The 21,500-nt window shown below is 31.1% G+C and carries 24 protein-coding genes; 8 read left to right on the top strand and 16 right to left on the bottom strand.

Annotated elements, in window-relative coordinates; genetic code table 11:
* The first annotated feature begins 131 nt into the window (after positions 1 to 131).
* Positions 132 to 830 carry a nitroreductase family protein gene (locus ERL59_RS18230; protein WP_160647675.1) on the top strand — a complete coding sequence of 233 codons (699 nt, stop codon included), beginning with the start codon at positions 132 to 134 and terminating at the stop codon, positions 828 to 830.
* A gap of 87 nt (positions 831 to 917) precedes the next feature.
* Positions 918 to 1,214: a putative quinol monooxygenase gene (locus ERL59_RS18225; protein WP_160647674.1), complete on the top strand. Its 297-nt coding sequence runs from the start codon at positions 918 to 920 to the stop codon at positions 1,212 to 1,214.
* A gap of 148 nt (positions 1,215 to 1,362) precedes the next feature.
* On the opposite strand, the gene ERL59_RS18220 is transcribed toward ERL59_RS18225, so the two are convergent.
* The 3 genes from ERL59_RS18220 to ERL59_RS18210 are packed head-to-tail and all read right to left on the bottom strand — an operon-like array spanning position 1,363 to position 3,330.
* Entirely contained in the window at positions 1,363 to 2,196 is an 834-nt protein-coding gene (locus ERL59_RS18220) for a nucleotidyltransferase domain-containing protein (protein WP_160647673.1), read from the bottom strand.
* A gap of 23 nt (positions 2,197 to 2,219) precedes the next feature.
* Entirely contained in the window at positions 2,220 to 2,780 is a 561-nt protein-coding gene (locus ERL59_RS18215; RefSeq protein ID WP_328699978.1) for a histidine phosphatase family protein, read from the bottom strand.
* Between the two features lie 19 nt (positions 2,781 to 2,799).
* The gene (locus ERL59_RS18210) at positions 2,800 to 3,330 is read right to left on the bottom strand and encodes a fructose-bisphosphate aldolase (protein WP_160647672.1); all 531 of its coding nucleotides are present in this window, start codon (positions 3,328 to 3,330) and stop codon (positions 2,800 to 2,802) included.
* Positions 3,331 to 3,569: 239 nt separating this feature from the next.
* Here ERL59_RS18210 and ERL59_RS18205 point away from each other — a divergent pair, with 239 nt between their 5' ends.
* Positions 3,570 to 4,031: a DUF1499 domain-containing protein gene (locus ERL59_RS18205; RefSeq protein WP_235929947.1), complete on the top strand. Its 462-nt coding sequence runs from the start codon at positions 3,570 to 3,572 to the stop codon at positions 4,029 to 4,031.
* 159 nt (positions 4,032 to 4,190) lie between these two features.
* On the opposite strand, the gene ERL59_RS18200 is transcribed toward ERL59_RS18205, so the two are convergent.
* From ERL59_RS18200 to ERL59_RS18190, 3 genes are read right to left on the bottom strand one after another with little or no spacing between them, the layout of a single operon-like run.
* Positions 4,191 to 4,820 carry a hypothetical protein gene (locus ERL59_RS18200; protein WP_160647671.1) on the bottom strand — a complete coding sequence of 210 codons (630 nt, stop codon included), beginning with the start codon at positions 4,818 to 4,820 and terminating at the stop codon, positions 4,191 to 4,193.
* A 39-nt stretch (positions 4,821 to 4,859) separates the two neighbouring features.
* Positions 4,860 to 6,230 (bottom strand): aldehyde dehydrogenase, encoded by a 1,371-nt coding sequence (locus ERL59_RS18195; protein WP_160647670.1) that lies wholly within the window; start codon positions 6,228 to 6,230, stop codon positions 4,860 to 4,862.
* Between the two features lie 37 nt (positions 6,231 to 6,267).
* Positions 6,268 to 6,630: a MerR family transcriptional regulator gene (locus tag ERL59_RS18190; protein WP_160647669.1), complete on the bottom strand. Its 363-nt coding sequence runs from the start codon at positions 6,628 to 6,630 to the stop codon at positions 6,268 to 6,270.
* Between the two features lie 158 nt (positions 6,631 to 6,788).
* Between ERL59_RS18190 and ERL59_RS18185 the strand changes: the two genes are divergently transcribed.
* Positions 6,789 to 7,550 (top strand): SDR family NAD(P)-dependent oxidoreductase, encoded by a 762-nt coding sequence (locus ERL59_RS18185; RefSeq protein ID WP_160647668.1) that lies wholly within the window; start codon positions 6,789 to 6,791, stop codon positions 7,548 to 7,550.
* 182 nt (positions 7,551 to 7,732) lie between these two features.
* On the opposite strand, the gene ERL59_RS18180 is transcribed toward ERL59_RS18185, so the two are convergent.
* Together ERL59_RS18180 and ERL59_RS18175 are read right to left on the bottom strand one after the other, a co-directional pair.
* Positions 7,733 to 8,071 carry a hypothetical protein gene (locus tag ERL59_RS18180; protein WP_160647667.1) on the bottom strand — a complete coding sequence of 113 codons (339 nt, stop codon included), beginning with the start codon at positions 8,069 to 8,071 and terminating at the stop codon, positions 7,733 to 7,735.
* Positions 8,072 to 8,200: 129 nt separating this feature from the next.
* The gene (locus ERL59_RS18175) at positions 8,201 to 9,238 is read right to left on the bottom strand and encodes a hypothetical protein (protein ID WP_160647666.1); all 1,038 of its coding nucleotides are present in this window, start codon (positions 9,236 to 9,238) and stop codon (positions 8,201 to 8,203) included.
* Between the two features lie 553 nt (positions 9,239 to 9,791).
* Here ERL59_RS18175 and ERL59_RS18170 point away from each other — a divergent pair.
* Positions 9,792 to 10,070 (top strand): YkgJ family cysteine cluster protein, encoded by a 279-nt coding sequence (locus ERL59_RS18170; RefSeq protein WP_160647665.1) that lies wholly within the window; start codon positions 9,792 to 9,794, stop codon positions 10,068 to 10,070.
* 263 nt (positions 10,071 to 10,333) lie between these two features.
* On the opposite strand, the gene ERL59_RS18165 is transcribed toward ERL59_RS18170, so the two are convergent.
* Positions 10,334 to 10,624, bottom strand: coding sequence for a hypothetical protein (locus ERL59_RS18165; RefSeq protein WP_160647664.1), 291 nt, complete (start codon positions 10,622 to 10,624; stop codon positions 10,334 to 10,336).
* 68 nt (positions 10,625 to 10,692) lie between these two features.
* Positions 10,693 to 12,903 carry a DNA topoisomerase III gene (locus ERL59_RS18160; RefSeq protein WP_160647663.1) on the bottom strand — a complete coding sequence of 737 codons (2,211 nt, stop codon included), beginning with the start codon at positions 12,901 to 12,903 and terminating at the stop codon, positions 10,693 to 10,695.
* A gap of 220 nt (positions 12,904 to 13,123) precedes the next feature.
* Between ERL59_RS18160 and ERL59_RS18155 the strand changes: the two genes are divergently transcribed.
* Positions 13,124 to 13,660, top strand: a complete 537-nt coding sequence (locus ERL59_RS18155) for a GNAT family N-acetyltransferase (protein ID WP_160647662.1) — start codon at positions 13,124 to 13,126, stop codon at positions 13,658 to 13,660.
* Between the two features lie 280 nt (positions 13,661 to 13,940).
* Here the strand turns inward: ERL59_RS18155 and ERL59_RS18150 are convergent, their stop codons facing one another.
* The 3 genes from ERL59_RS18150 to ERL59_RS18140 form a co-directional block, all read right to left on the bottom strand.
* Positions 13,941 to 14,330: a helix-turn-helix domain-containing protein gene (locus ERL59_RS18150; RefSeq protein ID WP_160647661.1), complete on the bottom strand. Its 390-nt coding sequence runs from the start codon at positions 14,328 to 14,330 to the stop codon at positions 13,941 to 13,943.
* 115 nt (positions 14,331 to 14,445) lie between these two features.
* On the bottom strand, positions 14,446 to 17,010 hold the full coding sequence (locus ERL59_RS18145) for a PEP/pyruvate-binding domain-containing protein (protein ID WP_160647660.1): 2,565 nt from the start codon (positions 17,008 to 17,010) through the stop codon (positions 14,446 to 14,448).
* Positions 17,011 to 17,013: 3 nt separating this feature from the next.
* Positions 17,014 to 17,685: a TetR/AcrR family transcriptional regulator gene (locus ERL59_RS18140; RefSeq protein WP_160647659.1), complete on the bottom strand. Its 672-nt coding sequence runs from the start codon at positions 17,683 to 17,685 to the stop codon at positions 17,014 to 17,016.
* A 155-nt stretch (positions 17,686 to 17,840) separates the two neighbouring features.
* Between ERL59_RS18140 and ERL59_RS18135 the strand changes: the two genes are divergently transcribed.
* Entirely contained in the window at positions 17,841 to 18,242 is a 402-nt protein-coding gene (locus tag ERL59_RS18135) for a hotdog fold thioesterase (protein ID WP_160647658.1), read from the top strand.
* A gap of 304 nt (positions 18,243 to 18,546) precedes the next feature.
* On the opposite strand, the gene ERL59_RS20850 is transcribed toward ERL59_RS18135, so the two are convergent.
* From ERL59_RS20850 to ERL59_RS18120, 3 genes are all read right to left on the bottom strand, one after another.
* Positions 18,547 to 18,729, bottom strand: a complete 183-nt coding sequence (locus ERL59_RS20850; protein ID WP_201763632.1) for a prolipoprotein diacylglyceryl transferase — start codon at positions 18,727 to 18,729, stop codon at positions 18,547 to 18,549.
* 411 nt (positions 18,730 to 19,140) lie between these two features.
* Positions 19,141 to 20,634, bottom strand: a complete 1,494-nt coding sequence (locus tag ERL59_RS18125; protein ID WP_160647657.1) for a multicopper oxidase family protein — start codon at positions 20,632 to 20,634, stop codon at positions 19,141 to 19,143.
* Positions 20,635 to 20,654: 20 nt separating this feature from the next.
* Positions 20,655 to 20,780: an SHOCT domain-containing protein gene (locus ERL59_RS18120; protein WP_160647656.1), complete on the bottom strand. Its 126-nt coding sequence runs from the start codon at positions 20,778 to 20,780 to the stop codon at positions 20,655 to 20,657.
* Positions 20,781 to 21,047: 267 nt separating this feature from the next.
* Here ERL59_RS18120 and ERL59_RS18115 point away from each other — a divergent pair, with 267 nt between their 5' ends.
* Complete coding sequence (locus tag ERL59_RS18115; protein WP_160647655.1) at positions 21,048 to 21,452, top strand: rhodanese-like domain-containing protein; 405 nt, start codon at positions 21,048 to 21,050, stop codon at positions 21,450 to 21,452.
* Positions 21,453 to 21,500: the final 48 nt, after the last annotated feature.

Below are 21,500 nucleotides of genomic sequence, written 5' to 3'. Positions count from 1 at the left end.
GCGAAACAACTAAAAGTACGTATTTTGAAAAATATTTTTCTAACCCAAAATCTGTAGTTGACAATGTTACAGTTAAAATAATATACTGAAATAGAAATTATTACAGTTTAAAAATAAAAGGAGAAATCATAATGGCACAAAGTAATGAGGAATATTTAAACAAAGTGCAAGAGAACAAAAATAATGCAGAAGCACCCAGAGCATTAACTGACCAAAATTTCTTTACTGTCGCAAAAGAAAGAAGCTCAGTTCGTTTTTACGATTCTAATTTTAAAATAGAAGAAAGTGAAATCAAAGAGATTTTAGAAACAGCTATTTTAGCCCCATCTTCAAGCAATTTACAACCATGGAGGTTTCTTGTGATTAACGATCAAAAATTACAAGAAAAATTACTTCCTATAGCAGCAAATCAACAACAAGTTGTTGATTCATCTGCAGTGATTGCAGTGTTGGGAGATGCAGAAGCTTATAAAAATGCTGAAGAAATTTATGGAAACTTAGTGAACTTAGGTGCAATTCCTGAAGAAACTAAAGACTTCTATGTGAATCAAATTAATTCTTTTTATGCAGATATGTCGCGTGAAGATGCATTACGAGTATCTATGATTGATGGTGGATTAGTATCTATGCAATTCATGTTGGCTGCTAAGGCAAAAGGATATGATACCGTTCCAATGGGAGGTTTTAATAAAGAGCAATTTATAGAGGCATTTAATATTCCTGACAACTTCTCTCCTGTTATGTTAATTGCACTTGGAAAAGCAGAAAAAGCAGGATTTGCAAAAAATCGTCTTCCACTTGATGAAGTAACAACTTGGAATACATTTTAATATACAGTCATTTATATAATAATAACCGTTCCTATAGAAATAAATAACATACAAATAAAAAATATAGTAGATGAGAGGAAATCATTTATGATTATGATTCATGCGATAATTCATGTATATCGTGAAAAGGAACAAGCTTTTTTGAAAGAAGTCCAATCTCTAATTAAGGACTCTAGAGCAGAAAGTGGTAACATTTCATATCAATTATTGAAAGATACAGAAAAAGAAAATGTATATATGATGGTCGAAGAATGGAAGGATTTTGACGCTGTACAAAGTCATAATAGCAGTAAACATTTTATATCCTTTGTTGGAAAATCTAATGAATATTTAAAATCACCATTAGATGTGAAAGTTTATGATGCAAATCTAATTAAAAAATAAAAGTATCATTTTTATAATCTTTACAAATTTTGTAAGTTGATGTATACTACCTGTACAGCTAAAAGCTGGATTGTCTTTCTCTTGGGTTATGAGTCGTTGAGGTCTTCCCACCACCTTCCTCACGGCTCTTTTATTTTTAAAAAGTAGATTACCTTTCCCCTACTCTTGCTTGATTGAAATTATGATTACAGTACTTAATAATGTACTTCGATAAATCAATAGCTGTTTTAATACGTTTTTCTTCTGAATGAAAAAACTTGTGTTTTTGACCAGTTCTAATGTTTATAGCTTCATTAATGATGTTAAGAAATTCCCCAGAAAAGTGCTGCAGAGCATACTCCCCTGCCCCATGTTTTGAAATAATATCTTGTTCTTTTAAGGTATAAAATTGTCTTAACAATCCAAGTACTAACCATTCAATTTCAATATTAATTTCTTTAGTAGGTAATGTAATTACATCTTCAATTGAATTTTCAATTCTTTCTATTCTAGGGGCCCAATAAAAATTCATATTTTTTATTACATAAGAAATTAATTGATCTGTACTTGTATTAAGTTTTATTGTACAGATTTCGGGTCCTACTATTTTTATCCCTTTAGATTTTAATATCCACCAGGTAACAGGATTTAAGCTAGAGTATGTTCCAACACTTAACTTACTTTCATTGTAATAAGGATAACTGTCATTTTTCGATTCTAGTCTCCCCATATCTTCCCAAAGAATATAAACTCCATCTAATTTTGAATGTTGGTATTTTAAAGCAATGATATTGTGAATTTCAGATATTCGTTGTATATCTATTTTGGTTAGATTCCTATTCATAACCGTTATGAAATCAATATCACTTGAACCCTCAATAAACGCATTCAGAGCTATTGATCCGTGTAAATATACTCCTTCTAACGTATTCGGAAAATGTTTTTTTAACAATGAGTTGTACTCGGTTAGAACCTTATGTACTATATTCGGAACTTTTTTCATCTAGTGTACTCCTTTTTATATACTTAAACGTTTTCTTTCCAAATCCGTTCTATACTTATATTATTTTTTGTATTGCTTATATTACTTAAAAGAAATACATCAGGATTACTTAAATTTTTCCAACACTCAAATCCAAATTCTTTATTATATTTCATCAGTAACAAAGACATTAAATTGCCATGGGTGACGATAATTGTGTTTTCAGGTTCACTTGTAAGCACAGAATCCATTACTTCTGCAATTCTATTCATTGCCTCTTGGCTTGATTCTCCCCCTTCATATTTCAACTTCACATCATCAAAAGTGGCTTTCAGTTTTTCAAACCAATCAGGTAAGTTAGCTATACTTAATACTCTTTCCGAAAGACGATTATCAATCTCAATTTGTATTTTCTTATTTTTGCTTATTGGTTTTGCTGATTGAATAGCACGTAAAAAAGGACTTGATATAATTCTATCCACTTTTATATTAGAAAAAAATTCGGGTAAGTATTGTGCCTGTTTAAATCCTTGTTCAGATAATTTAGACTCTGATGATTGACCCAATGCTTTACAATGCCTTACAATGTATATATTTTTTGTCACAATAGATACCGCCATTCTTTTATAATTGTAATCCAACAAATTCAATTACATCACCAACTATGTAATCATTCTCTACCCTAAATCCCTCCTTAGTTTCCCATAATATCTTAAAGGGAATAGAATGAAATGCAGTTTTGATCTCCTCTTCACTTACTCCATATGAGTAGAATATAAATTCTATAGAGTAACTTACCTGTCCACTTTCATTATCTTGTGTATGGGCATTTCCAAACCAGTACCGATCTATATTATCAATTGAGTTAATTGATTTTTTCCAAATATCGGACCAAAATGAAGGAAATTGAACTTTTCTAATGATTTCATCAGAATGAACCATTTCTAAATTAAATGTAAACTTTCGAAAATCATTTTTGCTAGGATTGTCTAAACCAAAGGTTCCAACATGTTTGTATTCTTCATCTTTCAACTCTAACACTTGAACTTCAAGAGAAATAATTGGTTCTTCTGAGTAATTGCATGAAACTGTAATGAAAAGCATCATAATAACAATAACCAATGAAGAAAATAACAAAGTTTGATTGTGTTTCATTAGTAAAGTTCACCTTCTAGCCGTATAGAATATAAGATTTATAATACCATAACTATATTGTTAATGTTGCTATATTGTCGAATTCAAATGCAGTCTAAAACAACTTCCTTTTCTTTTTCAATGATATTTTTTCAAAGTGTTGTCTTAGGTTGGATTTTTAATTAATGATAGATTGGAGGTTTCTATCATTTATGTTATAAATATTTTTAGTGGTCATAAAAAGAAAGGAATAAATAGAAATGAAAAAGAAGATTATATTGATCTTGTTAATGACTATTTTAGTTTTTTACGGTACATTAATTTTGTACAATCAAAACTCAGAGTCATTAGTGAGTGGAGTAAAAGATGAGAAATTAGCTGAATGCCCTGAATCACCTAATTGTGTATCCACTCAGACGGAAGATAATACTAAGAAAATGGAGCCCATTGCTTATATTATTTCTAATGAAGAAGTAATGGAGATTATGGTACAAGTCATAAATGAAATGTCTGGAACTAAAATTATGATTCAAGATTCTAACTACTTACATGTTACCTTTACTACAAGATTTTTGCGTTTTGTAGACGATGTAGAATTTTATTTTGATGAACAGAACAAGTTGATTCATTTTAGATCTGCTTCAAGAACTGGATATTCTGATATGGGTGTGAATCAAGAACGTATGGTTGAAATCAGAGAGAGATTTTTAAATGAGATTTAATAGAAAACGCTGTTCTTTCAATATTCAGAAATATATTTAAAGATACAATAAACAGAAATTATTGTATTGTTTAGTTTTTTAAAAAAGCACCTACTTGTAATTGTAGGTGCTCAATTTGTTTATTAAAACTATTGTTAAAATTCCATATAAAAATGAATGTTATTTCTTAATTTTAAAGTTTTGCTCTTTATATTTTATAATAGAAAACCGCTGTAATCCTCTAGTACTTTCTATTGCATTATCTATATGATTTACAGCTTCAATACTATCCCCTCGTTTTCTACTTAGCTCACAAAGTACAACTTCTTTCATCCATGGTTTTGAAAGTTCTTTCACCATTTCCTGAGCCTTTTCTAAATGGTTGTGTTCAATTTCTAATAAACTTTCATAATATTTCTTAATAGATTCATGTTTGATGTTACTTAACTGGTTTTCAATTGTTGTAAAATCTCTTTTATAGTGAGCATACAATATGGTGTACAAAGATGTCCATTTAGGGTTTTTATACTTCTTCTCAATTTTTAGAATAGCTTCTTTTGCTTCAGTTTCAAGACCATGAAGTAAAGCATAATAAAAATAATAAATTGGATTTTTGCTCTTTTTTAAAAACTTTTCTACTTTTGCCATATCCTTGGTTAAGTAAATAGTTATCATATTAGGGAGAATTGTGATTGATATCATAATTATTACTGTAATACTTAGAATAATCCACAGTTGAATTTCGAATATTCCTCCTACTAATCCCATTAATATCCCAATTATAATGGATATTAATATTTGTTTTGTCATGGTCTACTCCTTAGAAGATGGTTCGTTCTCCATATTTTATTACTTAAATATTTTTTTAGCGTACTTTAACCCGTTTTTCATAGTCGGGTATCGAAATGGCAAATCAAACAGTGTTGTTTGTTTCAAGATGCTTTTATAATGTGAAAATGTTTCAAAGCTATGTTTCCCATGATAAGCACCTACCCCACTATGACCAACTCCTCCAAAAGGAAGATGCGGAGTAGCAATGTGATACATCGTATCGTTAATACAACCACCACCATACGATACATTGTTAATAATGTGATCTTGAGTCTGCTTGCTTTCTGAAAATATATAGAGAGCTAACGGTTTTGCTCGATCATTTATCATATTAATGATTTCATCCACATTGCTATATTCCATTACAGGCAGTAATGGACCAAAAATTTCATCCTGCATGATAGGATCATCCCAATTAATTTCATCAATTATCGTTGGTTCAATGATATGTAAATCATGGTTCACTTTTCCGCCTTGTACGATTTTCCCGTCAGTTAAATAATTCGACAAGCGATTAAAATGACGATCATTGACGATATGAGTGTAATTTTCATTAGAGAGTGGTTCCTCAGTATAAAATTCCTTAATCGTTTCTTTCATCTTTATCATAAGTTCATCTTTTACAGAATAATGTACGAGCATATAATCTGGGGCAACACACGTTTGTCCAGCATTAAAGAATTTACCCCAAACTATTCGTTTTGCTGCTAATTTTAAGTTAGCTGTTTCATCCACAATTACAGGGCTTTTCCCTCCAAGCTCTAACGTTATGGGTGTTAAATTTTTGGATGCAGCCTCCATGACAATTTTTCCAACTGGAACACTGCCAGTGAAAAAAATATAATCAAAAGGTTCTTTTAATAATTGAGTGCTCGTTTCTACACCTCCTTCAACAACAGCTATATAATTTTCTTCAAATGTTGAGGAAATAAGTTCTTTTAGTAAGTGAGATACTTTTGGTGTTAATTCAGAAGGTTTTAATATCACAGTATTTCCAGCAGCAATAGCACCTAAAATTGGAGCCACCGCAAGTTGGAAAGGATAATTCCAAGGAGCAATTGTTAGGGTTACTCCGTATGGTTCAGGTAGTCGATAACTTGAAGAACCTAAGTGAGAAATAGGAGTTTTGACCCTCTTTGGCTTTATCCAGGAATGAAGTCCTTTTGTTATATCAGATACTTCTTGTAAAACAAAACCGATTTCTGATAAATAAGTATCCGTTACTGATTTATTTAAATCTTCCTTTAATGCTACATTAATATTAGATTCATTTTCTAAAATTGCATTTTTTAATTTATTTAAGGCATTTAATCTAAAATTAACATCTTTTGTTGCCCCTGAGAAATAAAACTGTTTTTGCTTTTTTACTAACTGGCTCATTTCCGACATTTTTCATTCTCCTTTTAATTTTATTGGTTATGAGTAGTCATATCTTGTTGTTAATAAAATCTTTATATGCCTTAATTTTATCTTCTAACATTTTTTCGGTAGTTAACAAGTTTTCGATTTGAATTTGAATGGATATCTGATGATTTTCTAATAATTCTAAACGTGCTTGAGTAGTTTGTTCCCCTTCTTTAAATAATCTAGCATATTCTCTTATTTGTGCAATTGGCATCTGTGTTTCTTTTAACTTCATAACAAATTTCAACCAATTAAGGTGTGATTCAGTATATACCCTTTCTTTGTTTTCATTCCGATTTGGAATGATTATATCTTCTTTTTCATAATACCTTAAAGTATGTGTACTAACACTTAATAATTTAGCTACTTCACTTATGGCGTACATAAATACCTCCATAACTTTGTATAATATTAAAGTTACAAATTACAAATTTATCATTTTGGTCTATAAATATATTATATATAACATTTGACTTAGAGTAAACTCTAACAACTATAATTAAAATATGTAGTTGAATAATAGTTTATATAGGAGGATTTTTTATGAAGTATACTGTTATTACAGGGGCTAGTTCAGGTATTGGTTACGAAACTGCACTCGCTTTTGCGTCTAGAGAAAAAAACTTAATTATTGTAGCACGCAGAAAAGAAAAATTAGAGGAATTAAAATCTGAGATCATGCAGATGAACTCAAATCTTGATGTAATCATTCGAACAACAGATTTATCTGTAACAGATAATGTTTATAAATTATATGAAAGTCTTCAAGAGTTCCAAATTGAAACTTGGATCAATAATGCAGGATTTGGTAACTTTGCTTCAATTGCGGATCAAAAATTAGATAAAATAGAAGAAATGTTACATTTGAATATTGAGGCGTTGACATTACTTTCCTCTCTTTACGTTCGTGATTATACAAATGTTGAAGGATCACAATTAATAAATGTTTCATCTGGTGGAGGTTATACTCTTATATCAGATGCGATAACATATTGCGCTACTAAATTTTATGTAAGTTCATTTACCGAAGGACTTGCACATGAATTGAGTGAACAAGGTGCAAAAATGAAGGCAAAAGTATTGGCTCCAGCTGCTACAGAAACAGAATTTGCAAAACGTTCTATGGATGTTGAAGATTTTGATTATAACGGTGCTATTGCTAAATATCATACGGCAAAAGAAATGGCAGGATTTATGCTTGATCTTTATGATAGTAATCAAGTTTTAGGTATTGTGGATGGGATTACTTATGAGTTTGAACTAAAAGATCCAATCTTTAATTATGCAGCGAGATTTAAAAGATAAAACTATAAAGCTCAATAAGAAGTGAAAAAACAGGATCTTTGAGTAAAACAAGATCCTGTTTTTTTGAATGCATATACATGATTTTAAAAGTAATGGTATCACCTAGGAGAAATGAAAAAAAGAACTAATTTCCCTGTTACAGAAATTAGTCTTTTATGGTTTGATTTAAGTTTAATTCATTATTAATCTTCAAAAATCCACTTTTCCCCAAATGGGAAGGATTCATCATGAATATCATTTACTTGATTAATCGCTCTATACCAAGCAATCAACTGAGTACCCGACTTTTCATAAGTAATTTTGTAAATAATATTAGATCTATCACTTTCATCATTGAATGGAGAACTTTTTGGATTAACTTCACTTACTTCATTTACTTTCCCTCCTGTAGATGTAATGACACGATCAATTTCTTCTAGATGCTTCTCTTTCAATTTTTGAAAACCCATGACAAGAGAAATTGATATAACAATTACGATAATAGTAAAAATAATTACTAAGAATTTTGTTTTTTTGTTCATCATTTTCCACCTTATTTAAAAATAAATATAGCTAAGTATCAATAAATTATATCATTTTATCTAATTTAGTGAAAAATAAATTGAGAGATTTCAATTTGAACTCATATTTAATTTCAATTTTGACACTCATCACCATAGTTTATATATTCCCGTTTTTACACTCAAACCCCAACCAAACATACACTCATAATTGATAATTTCTGCACGAATTGTATTAACCCCTTTGCGCCATCGAACAGGTATGGTAACATGATCAGATCGAATTCTTCCATCACTCTCAGGCGGATTCCACAAGCATTCTCCATGATATACCTCAACATTGTTAATCCATAATCGGATCTTATCACTATAACCTAATTGTAAATTTGTATCTACATTCTCTGACAAGGAAAAAATACATTGTAATTGCACAGCAGTACCTTTCTCAGTTAAGCTGTATAATCTATTTAAATTTAATATTCCATTTTCTTCAACAGTTGCTTTTATCCATTCTTTATGGATAAGAGGTGGATCGTGATATAAATAAGGTTTTGATATCATCCATTCGGTAACAAACGTATCATATGCAAGTTTTTGTAAATCAGTTTGTACTTTATCCTTTTGAGAAATAGGATTAATTTCTTTCACTGAAAAATTACTTATATAACAAGGTAAACTTCCCCAAATTCCAATTTTACCTTCTGCTTTTCCCAGCTGAAGTTTGCGTATAACAAGATGTGGAGAAGTTGAATCACCGATATAAACTGAAGCACTATTGGATTGAACTTCCAAGCTAAGTTTCACCCATTCCCCTATCGGTACAAATGCAGGGGCTTGATATGAAGAACCATGGTAGATTTGCCATGTGCTCGATCCTTTCATAATTGGATCATATTGAATTTCTCCCATAGCTGTACCATTACCAGGTGAGATATAAACAAGCTCATAGTTCTTAGAATCACGTGCACCAAAGACAAGTCCAGCAAATCCTATTGATGATGGAAATGCAACTTCTGCCTCCAAACGATAGCAGGTAATATTAATATCATCACTAAGTAAAACAGGGTTAGTATGCAATTCTTCAAAATATAAAGCTTCTCTACCACAGAAAACTTTTGGTTTAGCACCAGACTCTCCAAGGTTGAAATGTTCTATGTTGTCTATTAATTCCCATTTTAATGTAGACATAATAAACACCTCTCTGATAAGAATTAGAACATACTTTTAATATACTAGTAACAATAAAATGAAGCTTGTACAAAAATATGAATTAAAGAGTGAGTAAAATATAAAGATTATAAATGTTGTAACTAAAAAGTTTATTTAATATTAGAGAAGTCAATATAAAAATTAACTTTGAAGGGACTAAGAGAAAGAAACTATATGGTTTTAGAATTGGTTGTGCTGGAGATATCAGTATATTCAGGAAATACTTAAAGCGTCTTTATTAAATCAAAACATTGGAGAAATAAAACAAATGGATTAATCCAACTCTTTAAGCTGGAGCATTTATTGCAGAAGGTAGTAGTGAGAAGAAAATCATACTAGATAATTAAGATCTAAAAACAATTTATAAATAGTAAAATATAGATTGAAATAAATGTACAATTGCATAATACTACTCTATAATGTTATCATATCCATTCAGATAAAGCATCAATATTTTTCTAATTGCCACTTTTTCTTATTTAATATAAAGATAATTTTGTATGTATATATACTCTAAAAATGAGGTGAAATCATGGATTGTAGAATTGGTTGTGCAGCTTGTTGTATCGTCATATCCATCTCCTCCTCCATCCCAGGTATGCCTGAAGGAAAGCCTGCTGGTAAACGCTGTGTTCAATTAACCCATGATAATAAATGTAAACTGTTTGGTAAACCAGAACGACCTGAAGTATGTTCATCACTTAAAGCATCGAATGAAATTTGCGGTGAAAATAATGAAGATGCGTTTAAAAACTTATCTATTTTGGAAAATGATACTAATATTAGAATTTTTAATTACAATACACTTTAGATCACAAGTAGTAACAATTTAAATCTTAATTAGAAAAAATCGAATTTTTATTACTTTTGAGTAATTATAGTGATATTTTAATTAGTATTTGTATTTAAATAAACTTTTAAGACTAATATTCCTAAATCAAATATTAGTCTTAGCATGAATAAAAACATATATCTTATGAATTTACAGGTGAAATGATTTAAGTAGAAAATTAGAAAAATTTGTATTCATAAATTCACTTTTTACTTAAGTAATTTCTTGAATAGTTAACTTATTTATTTCACATTTTTGTTTTCTTTTCCCCATCTCCTCTCATAAAATGCCCACATAATTAATCCATATATTAATCCAATCATGACACCGTTTAATAAAGCAGCAATCACACCAGCAATCATATTTTGTAAGGTGAAAATGTTTGAAAACCCTACTTCTCTACTCATATTAATAACTACAATAAGAATACCTACAGGAATACCATACGTTAATATTCCTTGTTTCCAAATATATTTTATTTTCCCTTTTTTTCTGATGGTTCCCCAGTCGTTTCGTTTATTAGTTACCTTCATATTTAACACCTTTCAATACAATTTATAATGTTATTCACAAATATTTTATCATCGCATATACTAAACACTTATTTTAATTTCAGTTTGGCCAATGCATCAGAAAGCGCTGTATTTATCGGCTCTTCATCTTTTTTATTTTGTTTTTTCATATACTGAGATACATCTCTTTTGGATGCTTTGTTATGTTGTTCTTTTTCTTTTCGTTTCTGGAATGACGATAATTTTTCTCTGTAACTGCAACTACAAACAAAAATTTGACCTTCTCCTTCTCCTCTTAATTCCATCTTTTTCTTACATTGAGGACAACGTGCATTGGTGGTTCTAGCTACATTTTTACGGTGCCCACAATCACGATCTTGGCAGATAAGCATCTTTCCTTTCTTTCCGTTTACAGCTAACATCGGTTTTCCGCAATCTGGACATCGAGTTGTGGTCATATTGTCATGTTTAAATTTTTGTTTACTTTGTTTTATCTCAGAAACAACTTTTTTAGCATAATTTTTCATATCTTGTACAAAAGTTTTCTTTGCTAATTTCCCTTTGGAAATGGACATTAGTTTCTGCTCCCATTGTGCTGTTAATACTGGTGATTTAAGCTCACCAGGAAGTAAATCTAATAACTGTTTTCCTTTAGAAGTGATATGGAGATACTTCCCTCTTTTTTCAATCAAGAATGTACCTAATATCTTTTCAATAATATCTGCTCTTGTAGCAACCGTTCCAAGCCCGCCTGTTTCTCCTAATGTACGAGCTAAAGAGGATTTTTCTTTTTCAAAATTCATAAATTTCTGAGGGTTTTCCATTGCAGAAAGCAATGTACCTTCTGTGAAAAATTCTGGAGGTTTCGTTTCTCCTAATGTTTTTTTCAATTGATGTACGTCCAGTTTTTCCCCTTTTTGAAATGAAGGTAAAGTCTGCTCTTTTTCCTGTTCATTTATCCCCTCGTGATTTAATTCATTTTCATAGTACTTCCCATATACTTCTTTCCATCCTGATGAAAGTACCCTTTTCCCTCTTGCAGTAAATATCGCTTCCCCAATTGTAGCGTATACTACAGTTTGTTCATACTCCATAGGAGGACTTAATACAGCTAGAAACCTTTTGACAACTAAATCATATATTTTCAGCTCTTTTTCATTTAAATCTCTTAAGTTTACTTTTTCCTCTGTTGGGATAATTGCATGATGATCAGATACTTTATTATTGTCAACAAATGATTTGTTAGGTTTAATGTTAGCTTGTAATAGTTTAGAAGTCATCTCTCTATATGGAGAGATGGAACATGCACGAATACGATCTTTTAATGTATCAACGATGTCTGTTGAAAGATACCTTGAATCTGTTCTTGGATAGGTTAAATATTTATGCGTCTCATATAAGCGCTGCATAATGGATAATGTCTCTTTTGCAGAGTAACCAAACATACGGTTTGCGTCTCTTTGTAATTCTGTTAAATCATATAATGCTGGAGCATAACTTTTCTTAGGTGTCTTTTTTACATCTTGTACGATTAACGGTTGATTACCTAATGTAGTTAACAGACGATCTATAAGAGTTTCATCAAAGGATCGAGTGTCTTTTGTTTTATCATCTTGCCAAGTAAACTTAACAGAAGATTTAACTAATGCAGACAATCCATAATACGAATTAGGGCGGAAAGATAGAATCTCCTCTTCACGTTCTGATATCATGGCTAATGTTGGGGTTTGCACTCTTCCACATGATAGTTGAGCATTAAATTTACAGGTTAAAGCCCGGGTACCATTAATACCCACAACCCAATCTGCTTCTGAACGAGCAACTGCAGATGCATATAAATTTTCATACTGTTTTCCTGGTTTCAGATTGCGAAAGCCTTCTTTAATCGCTTTATCTGTAACAGAAGAAATCCAAAGTCTTTGTACCGGTTTTTTTATGTGAGCCTTCTCTATGATCCATCTAGCAACCAATTCTCCTTCTCTTCCTGCATCCGTTGCGATTACGATGTCTTTTACATCTTTTCTGCTCATTTGTTGTTTTACAGATTGAAACTGCTTTGACGTTTTTTTAATTACGACTAACTTTAATTTTTCTGGCAGCATAGGCAAGTCATCCATGCGCCATGTTTTAAATTTATGGTCATAAGATTCAGGATCAGCTAATGTAACTAAGTGGCCTAATGCCCATGTCACGATATAGTTTGATCCTTCAATAAATCCATTTCCTTTTTTATGACAATTTAACACTCTTGCTATATCTCTTCCTACAGATGGTTTTTCTGCAAGTACTAACGTTTTCATTAAACATCTCTCCACAACTTTTGTATTGAAACAATAGACTTACTATACCATATTCTTGTTTATATTTTGAAATCGCATTGAAATCGAAGTGATTGACATAAAATGGTATGATTGTATATACTAATTCAACATACTATCAACCAAAGAGAAAATACAGATAAAATAGTTTGATTTTTTTAAATGGAAAAGCTGAAACATTCAGTACAACAAGGAGAGAAATATGTTAAGTAAGAAAAATATATTTATACAATTATTAGAAACTTCTCATACTGAGGATTTATTGAACCTAGAATTAAACAACAAATCGTTTTTTCAGCTTTATACGCCTTTAAGAAAGGAAAAGTTTTATACACTGGAAGGGCAATTAGAAAGAATTAAAACAAGTATTTTATTTGCAAAAGAAGATGCAGGATATTCATTTGGCATTTTTTTAATAGAGAGTAGAGAATTGATTGGGAATATCTCATTATCAGAGGTGGTAAGAAGTGACTTGCAAAGTTGTTGGTTAGGGTACTATTTAGATAAACATCAAAATGGAAAAGGATATATGACAGAAGCAGTGAATCTCGCTGTAGACTATGCTTTTAAGGAGCTGAATCTGCATAGGATTGAGGCGGGAGTTATGCCGGATAACAAAGGATCAATCAAAGTATTAGAAAAAGCAGGATTCCATAAAGAAGGAATTGCAAAAGAAAATGTAAGAATTAATGGGAAGTGGGAAGATCATCAAATTTTAGCCATTATAAATAATAAATAAAACGACATATCTTGAAACTAAATAATTGATAGTTCGTATCATTTAATAAATTGTGTTTATGGAGATGATACATTATGAAAAATAAAAAAAGAAAGACATCTTGGGAAGAATACCTTTCGTTTTTAGAATTATTAGAATTTATTCCATTTATATTTAGGTTAGTAGGTAAATCAATTGTGAGACTGTTTGATGTAATTTTACATTAATTACATTTACATAATAAATAAGATTAAAAAATATATTCAAAAATAATTTATTATCACATATAGTTTTCGTAACTTTATGGCCATTCATATTTTCTATTTTCTAAATTATTTAATAACCATTCATCTACTGCACTTTTTGAAAAATAATACTGTGATTCAATTTTTATATATGGAATATGGAAAGAATAAGATTCATCCACCAATAACATAATTTGTTCTCTACTAATGTTTAAGTAATCTCTTAATTGATAACTCGTTAGAAGAGGAATGTCAAATTCATCAGCTTTAGCTTCCTTCTCTTCTTCTTTGTCTTTTACTAAATTAACTGTCATATAATCTGTACTGCCATTAGTATAGACATCATGTATTTCTTTTTTTTCAGCTTTTAATCCTTCAGCAATAAACCAAGATCCCATTAAAATACTCAGTCCCAAAAAAATAGTTGATAACCTTTTCTGTTTCAAGCTAAATCCCCTCTTTTTGATAATTAAATGTTAAATAATGAATATCATTTTATCACAAATCATCACATAAAAATATTATTTAATAGATTTGACTACTGTATTATTTTTAATATAATCATTCCAATAATTCAACCGTACCTGTCTCTCCATTTACTCTTACGAATTGACCATCTTTCAACAGATTCGTTGCGGATGGAATCCCTACTACGGCAGGTATACCATATTCTCTTGCTACAATTCCACCATGACTTACAGGACCTCCATATTCCATAATTAATCCTTTTGCTGTTATAAATAATGGGGTCCAAGCAGGGTTCGTGCTTTCAGTTACTAATATTTCTCCTTCTAACAATTTTGAATCCTTTGGATCAAATACAACTCTGACCTTCCCTTCATAAACACCTGCAGATAAAGGCATTCCTTGAAAAACTTTACGATTTGGATCAAATTTTTGAGCTGAATAGTATGTTTCCCCGGTATTTAAAACAATCCTTGGAATGGCAGTTCTAGTTAGTTGCTTATGATAGATTTCTTTATTTTTAACAACGATTGGTTTTAAATTTTGTTTGTATTTGATGTCGTTTACTCTTAAGTAGAAAATATCTTGAGCTTCTTTAAGCCGCCCATCCTTTTGGAATTCTTCACCAACATCAAGCATAACTACCCTAGCTATTGTCATCATTCTTATGATATCAAATTTAGGATATTCTCTCATTCCAGCAGCGATACGATAGTTCATCATCATAGTTCTCATCTTGTTGGCTTTTCTTTCACCTTTATCTTCTTTTATCGTTTGATAGATTTCCTCTATGAATAATTCCGCCTTTTTAGCATTTTCATCGATTTCTGCTATGTTCCGTTCATACATCTGGTCTACCATATAAGATTTAATTAGATTGATTATATATTCCGGATCCTCCCCCCATCTTTTTACACCAAAATCCAGTTCTACCGTACTTCTGTGTCCAAATTTATTTAATAACTCTTTAACTTTTGGATGATGGTCAGTGGGTTCAATTTGCAGTTCATCAAAGTATTTGGCAAGTTTATTTAAAGACATACCTAGTTCAACTGAAATACAACCAGGAAATGATTTGGTTAGAGGTGTGACATCAAATCGATTGCCGTACATTTTCTTTAATTGCTTTTCTATTTTTGGCAGGTTCATATAATCTGTACAATACCATCCCTGCTTGGATACAGATAATATAAAAGCGTTAACCATAATCACTTTTAAAAATTCAAGTTTGTCCTCTAGCTTGTTAAGTTTCATTGCTTTCAATTTATGTTCTTGAATGACTGCTTCCCCTACAGCTTTCATATGATCATAGCGCTCAGTAACTGGAACTTTTTTAGCCTCACGTAAATTTTTAATGCTAGTCAGACCATATTTAAAAATCCCCCATGGTATTTTAAAATTAATGTCTTGATTTGCAAACTGTTTTCCATGTTGTTTGATTAAACGATTCATAGTCTCTTCAAACGGTAAGTCATTTCCAGAAAAAGCCTTGCCAAATTGATTTCCAATCCATTTTTTAGATAATAAATAAGTAATATCGGCAAAGATACGTCCATCAGCATATTTAACAAATCCTTGATCAATTGGTTTTTTACGACTAGTCATAATGTTAATGATAGCCGGTAATGTGTAACTAAACATATCAAAACCTAATGGTGTAAATGGTTCTTTCATACCTAACATGACTGTATTCACACAAAGATAGGCTCTAAGTTTGCCGTCATCCTCAAATTGTTCTATTGGAAATAAAGAAGTGATGTCTCTTGATTGAACGATAAAAAATTCATCATGATCATTGATTGCAAATTCAATATCTTGAGGTGTACGGAAATAGTTTTGAATTTTCTCTGTTTCCTTTACAATCATTTGAATATGGTGTTTTTCTAAAGAGCTTACTTTCTTTTTATTATTTTGTACTGGAATAAATTGAATTCCATTCTCAGCATACTGACAAAAAATTTCTTTTGAGGCAATTTCTTTTTTAATCACTTTGCTGCTAATTTTATCCACAGTATATTGATCAGGATTAACGTTCCCACTGACAATTGCTTCCCCTAAACCATAAGATGAGTTGATGAGTAATTCACTTCTTATTCCATTTAAAGGATTTGAACTAAAAATAATGCCAGATAATTTAGCATTGATCATTTCTTGAATCACAACGGCATGAGTAAAATCAGAGCTGATGTTATTTTTCATTCTATATTCAATCGCTCTTTCGTTCCATAGAGATTGCCAACATAAAGTGACTTTTTCAATGACATCTTTGCTTGTTACATTTAAATAAGTGTTGTATTGCCCTGCAAAACTCATACCAGGTAAGTCTTCCACTGTTGAACTGCTTCTTACAGCCACACGACCACTAGAAATTTTATTCATTTCGATCTGTATTTGTTTTTTTACCTCATCAGAAATCAAATTTTCTGAAAAAAACCTCTTTATAGCTTCTGATTTCTCAAGGGTAGATTGACTGCTGTTAAGAATATCTTTGATCCTATTTTGCAACCCATTACTGTGAACATAATTTTCATAAGTTTCAGATGTGATTACAAATCCATTGGGTACTTTTATTCCTAAGTTGTACATCTTACTTAAGTTGTATCCTTTTCCTCCTACTAAGTTAAAATCTCCCTTCTCAATTGAGTTAAACCATTTCAACATATGTTACCCCTCCCTATTTTGTTCTTTTCTAGTACTTTGAATATAAGCAAGAGCTGGTTCTTTTATGTTAATCTGATGGTTTGAGAGTCCTAATGTTGAATTTAATAAGTTTTGTGTGAAATGTAATAATTGTTTAAAATTTTCAAGTGTTTCTGTTTTTTCTGCATAAATAACTTCTCTAGATTTATTAAAAACCATCATGACTTCTCTCGTCCATAAACCAGCCAAATACTCTGGGTACTCAATGTCAAATATACCCTCTTCATTCCCCTTCCTAAATAGTTTTAAATAACAATCAGTGGTGACAAGTTCAAATTGCTCTGCTAATTTTCTTAAAATAACGTGGTTTCCACTAAAAGAAAATAAAATTTTCATTTTTGGCCATTCTTCGATTTGATCAATCTTATATTCACTTATTTTTAAGAAAACAAGATTTAATAATTCAATTATTGTACGATCTCCTTCTTGTAGAATTCGTTCATATTCCATTACCATATCGTCTATATAATTCATAGTAGTCGCTTCAAGAATTTCATCTTTTGATTTGAAGTGGTGATAAAAACCACCTTTTGAACTCCCGGCCAATTCAATGATTTCAGAAACAGTCGTTTTTTCAACTCCTTTTTCAGTGAATAACTCATACGCGGCTTTAATTATTTTTTGTTTTAAATCCATCTTAAACAACTCCTTTACAAACCGACCGTCGGTCTGTATTATAATGATACTCTTTTTTTGAATTTTAGTCAAAATAAAAATGAAATTATTCTAAACAAAAACAAGGAAAATGATGTAAACTATAGTTAGATATTAATTAGAGGGGGAATTGACCAATGGCAGACTCGTTGAGTTTTGACAATACGTTAGTATCCAATTTAGGAATTGAAATTATTGAAGTATCTGAAGAACGAATTGTTGGAACCATGCCGGTTGATGAGAGGACTCACCAACCTTTTGGAATATTACACGGAGGTGCTTCTGTCGCTTTAGCAGAAACGGTAGCAAGCATCGGTACATTTTTTTTAATTGATCAAGAAAATGAAAACGTGGTAGGTTTAGAAATTAATGCAAATCACATTAAAGCAGTAAGAAACGGGAAAGTAAAAGCTATTGGAACAACCTATCATCGGGGAAAAACAACGATGGTATGGGATATAAGAATTGTGGATGAAGAAGACAATTTAGTATGTATTTCAAGATGCACGATGGCTGTCATTAAAAAGAAGAAATCATAGACTTATCATAAGGGAGAAACCATACATGCAACTGTAAGAAAAATTCGTTAGACTAGATAAAAAAGCCTAATTCCTCAATATTTCAAACGAGAAATTAGGCTTAATGACAGGTTAGGAGCACCATAAAGTTAATTGATCTATACTTTTCCCTTCATTCTTACTTTTTATAATACCTTGAGGATTTTTTAATGCAGATCCTAGAGCAGATGACCGCCAGTATAAAATCCATCATTAGTCATTGCAAATCCCATATAATAGTGGTTTTCCCCATCAACTTCTTGCCAATTCCCCTTTTCATATACTTTCAATCCAATTCAAGTGAAAATCTCCCAATAGAAAATAAAATATTATAGAATAGAAAGATAAATCCTGTTGGCCAGGATGGCCATAGTGGCTGAGATCCATAACGATCATAAGCCATAGTACCTTCCGGATATACTATTCCAAATCCTGAATTGGTTGGAGATCCAAAAGCATCTCCATTCAAGAAACAAGCTATACATCCAACCGCTTACCGAGAATAATAGCAGGAGCTACAATACCTGCAAACTCCCAAAATGAAAGCTTATGAATAACGGGAAAGAAATAAAAACACATGCCAAATTCTTGCGCCGACCATTGCCCCAATGATTACGTAAATAAAAAATGCCTGAAAGAAATGTTCAAGACAAGCTGTATTTTTAGCAAACTAATAAAATAGCAAGAACTATAACTAATCCATAGGACCTTACAGCAAATCCCCCTATTTCCAATAAAATGACCTTCAAACCAACTCTTCTCTTCCTTGATTAATTATTATTGAAATCCGATATTTACATAGATTTATACAATAATTAACTTAACAATAAAATTTGCAGAAAGTTTAAAGATCTCTTTTTATATCAATTTTTTTACAATTTTATTCAGGCTCATTATGATACTCTCCACCAATTTCAAATGGAGAATAGTATCCATTATACTTAACTGCTGTTACCATTCCCCCAGTCGCATGAAGAAGATCATGGCAATGAAACAACCAATCTCCAGGGTTATCTGCAATAAATAAAATTTCATATTGTTCATGAGGTTCTATATTAATTAGATCTTTAACCAATGGATTTACAAGTGATAGTCCATTTTTAGATATCACTTGAAAATAATGCCCATGTAAATGCATCGGATGATCTAACATGCTGTTATTATTTATAGTCACTTTGACAAGATCACCTTTTTTTACTTGTATAGGTTCTGTATCAGGAAAGGTTTCCCCATTAATGGTATAGGACATTCCTCTTTGCATCATCCCCATTCCTGCAGAAAGATCCATTGTATATTCAACATCCGGTTTTTGAATGATATTATCTATAATTGGATTCATATTTCCTTGATTGGTCATGTCAATCATGATTAAATTTTGTTCATCTCGATAAGAAGCATCACTTTTTTCTTCAATTCCGGATATGTTAACTGGAATTTGTATATCTTCTGATTCTTTTACAGCATTAGGACTGTCTATATACCAATCTTTCTTTTTATTTTCAGTAAATTCTAAATCAATTCTTTCCCCAGGGGCAACCATTAATACATCTGAAGTTAACGTGGCATTCGCTAAATCCTTACCATCGATAGCTGCAACACGATATGGATGATCATTTAAATATAAAACATGTTTTTGATAACCTGCATTAATGATACGAAGTCTCACAGTTTCACCAAAATTTACATTAATTGGTTTAATATTCGGGGCACTTTTACCATTTACCGAAAATGTTTGGTACAACATTTGTGAATCCATTTCTCCAGGTGTACCCCCATCCCCCATCATGTTCATCATTCCTCTATTATTCTCACCTATGGTCCATTCATCTAACATCAATACATAATCCTTATCATAACTTTTCTCCTTAGGTTCAACGATCAATGCACCATAAAGTCCACGATCAATTTGCTCAAAGGCATTTTGGTGTGAATGGTACCAATATGTTCCTGGTTCTAAAGCATTAAATTGATACGAAAACGTGTCTCCAGGCTGTACGGCATTTTGAGTTATTCCAGCCACTCCATCCATTACATTTGGTAAAACCATCCCATGCCAATGGATAGTCACTGGTTCATCTAATTCATTCTTAAGGTTAACCTTAACCCAATCTCCTTCTAATACACGTATCTCTTCCCCTGGAATGGTGCCATTATAGGTCCAAGCTTCAAACGATGTTCCTTTTATATTCCATGTTTCTTTTTTTGCAACTAAATCAAAATGTTTGATTTCTGCATCCATTGGCTTTTCAAGAGGAATCTCAGATATACTAATCTGCCCCACTTCAGTACTTTGGTTTTGTTCCTTAGATTGACATCCTACTACAATAGCCATGATTCCTACCGAAAAAATAAACAATAATAATTTATATTTCATTTTTGATATCATCTTCATTCTCATTGTAATTTTTCTTTCATTTGACTATACTCATTTTCTGTAATCTCACCTTTTGCATATCTTTCTTTTAAAATATCAACATAATATTTTGATGAGCTACGACTCCCATTAACAAAGTTTTTCAATAAATAAAATCATAAAAGGATTAGTAATCCCCAGAATAGAAACATACCAACCATCATTATGCCTCCTTGAAAACCAAAAATTCCATCAAACCCATGCATCTAACGTCATCTCCTTTCTATATTGTTATTCTAGCAAGGAATTGTGCAGAAAGTTTTGAGAAATTCATAGGACCCAAAACATCCTGATTTGTTAATCTGCATCATATCTTCATATTTTAGCGTTATGATTTTAAAAGGTATTTAATAATAAAAAAAGGAAGTTATTGAATGAATAAAAAAGTACAAATTTTCAGTATTGTAATTGGTCTAATTATTCTGTTATTAGGAGTACCATTGGGTTTGTATTCAAGTACATATAATGATCAAACAGCCACTTGGGAGCAAAAGAATCAACAACAATTGATAAATGAATTAAATGATCCAAATATTGTCATTGTAGATTTAAGAGAGGAAAGTCTGTATAAACAAGGGCATATTCCAAATGCTATCAATATTCCTTTTACTGAAATAACAGAAAGATATGTTGAATTAAATAAAGATAAAAAAATTGTTTTTGTCTGTCACACTGGATCTATGGGGGAAGATAGTAGTCAATTCTTAATCAACAACGGATATATGAATGTTTCTAACTTAACTGGCGGAATGGCAAAATGGTCAGGTCCCATTTCTTAAGAGGTAAAAAAGTGCCTCCGAAGAATATGATATGCTCCCCTTACGGTA

This window comes from Chengkuizengella marina, from assembly GCF_009910845.1.
Taxonomy (GTDB): Bacteria; Bacillota; Bacilli; order Paenibacillales; family KCTC-33759; genus Chengkuizengella; species Chengkuizengella marina.
The sequence above is the reverse complement of the archived record's forward strand: the minus strand, read 5'-3'. Positions and strand labels throughout refer to the sequence as shown.